We start from the raw sequence: 1369 nt of genomic DNA on the forward strand, positions 1-1369 counted from the left end.
GCAGCTTTGCCGTGGAATCAGTGGCAGCTTTCGCGTGGAATGGGTGGCAGGCTTCGTCTGGAATCAGTGGCAACCTTGGTCTGGAATACGCAGTCGACTACGTATTCTCAAGGGTCACGATGATTTTCGCAATTTCTGGCCCGGACTCCTTCCCCTGGAGAAGCCTGGCAAAATCCAGCGCAGTCCGGCCCTGCTCGCCCTCTATGGAAACATTCGCGCCGTGCTCCAACAGCAACTCGACGGCGAAGGGATTTCTCTCCAGTACTGCCGAGTGTAACGCTGAAACACCGGACCCCGTAGCCGTATCGACAGCGTTCACATCAACGCCCTTCTCCAGAAAATGCTCCAGCATTTTCCTCGCTTGTGCTTCATCAGGATACAGCGCGGCATAACGGGCACCGGCTTCGGCGTTCAGTTGCTGAACTTCCTCCTCCGTTGGGTGCAACCCATAAAGGGCCTTCTCCGCCCCCCATTTGACCAATGCCGGGGATTCGTCCGAACTCATGTAAACGATCAGCGTAACCGTAGAAGCATTGGCAAAGTTGTAGGTGAGAACACCTGCCCCACCAATCACCACGACGAGCAGGAGAACAAGAAAACCTGCTATAAACTTTCTCATGAAGAGCCCCTTATACCCAGACCAGATTGCCAGATGTGAGGTCAGATACCTCAAAAGAGGGGAGCTCTCTTGGCAGGGAAGCGATACCTGCAAGCAGCATTTCAAAGCGGGATTTCTGTTTCAGTGCAACGGTCGCTCTGACAGTGTCATAAATCTTTGCGTCAGTCAGATCTTCCTCAGTGGCGTGCTTCCACCAGTGCCTCATATACTTGCGAGTCACCTTCTTGATCAATGCACGTACACTCGCGCCTGGCTTCTTGCGGATGATTGCATTGATCAGAATATCGACAAATCCGACCATGTAGGAAGCGTCTACAGCAACTATCAGCAACGCCTGTGCATAGCGCCGGGCATCCAGATTGATGGACATCTCCTCGATCGCGCGCTTGCGTTCGGGCCAGAAGAACACGAACACCTCTCGTGCTTCCTCATAGGTTAGCACGACATTCTGATCACTAATAACGGGAAGACTGAGCGAAACGTCACTCATACAGAGACTCCTTTCTGTAGCAGGGACCTCCATCCTTCTGGAAGTCGTTAATCAGGACGTGCGGCTATTGGTCTGCCACATGCAATGCGGAGACTAGCAGGAGCTAAATAGCCGTTCAACGACTTGAGTCACCAAACGACAGGGAAAGCACAGTCTGAAGCTCTCACCCAGGCACCGTAAGCCTAGCGCCCGAAAAAATAGATCTGCCCCGGCTTCCGACGCCCAAAAAATAGATCTGTCCCGGTTTTTGGTGACAACCT

At 53.0% G+C, this 1369-nt stretch carries 2 protein-coding genes; both read right to left on the reverse strand.

What is annotated here, in order from left to right; translation table 11 throughout:
- Positions 1 to 97 precede the first annotated feature (97 nt).
- On the reverse strand, positions 98 to 619 hold the full coding sequence (locus BM036_RS20025) for an ankyrin repeat domain-containing protein (protein WP_143066683.1): 522 nt from the start codon (positions 617 to 619) through the stop codon (positions 98 to 100).
- A 10-nt stretch (positions 620 to 629) separates the two neighbouring features.
- A complete protein-coding gene (locus BM036_RS19670; RefSeq protein WP_091855312.1) occupies positions 630 to 1109 on the reverse strand; it encodes a hypothetical protein in 480 nt (159 codons plus the stop codon).
- Positions 1110 to 1369: the final 260 nt, after the last annotated feature.

Source organism: Marinobacter segnicrescens (genome assembly GCF_900111555.1).
Lineage (GTDB): Bacteria > Pseudomonadota > Gammaproteobacteria > Pseudomonadales > Oleiphilaceae > Marinobacter > Marinobacter segnicrescens.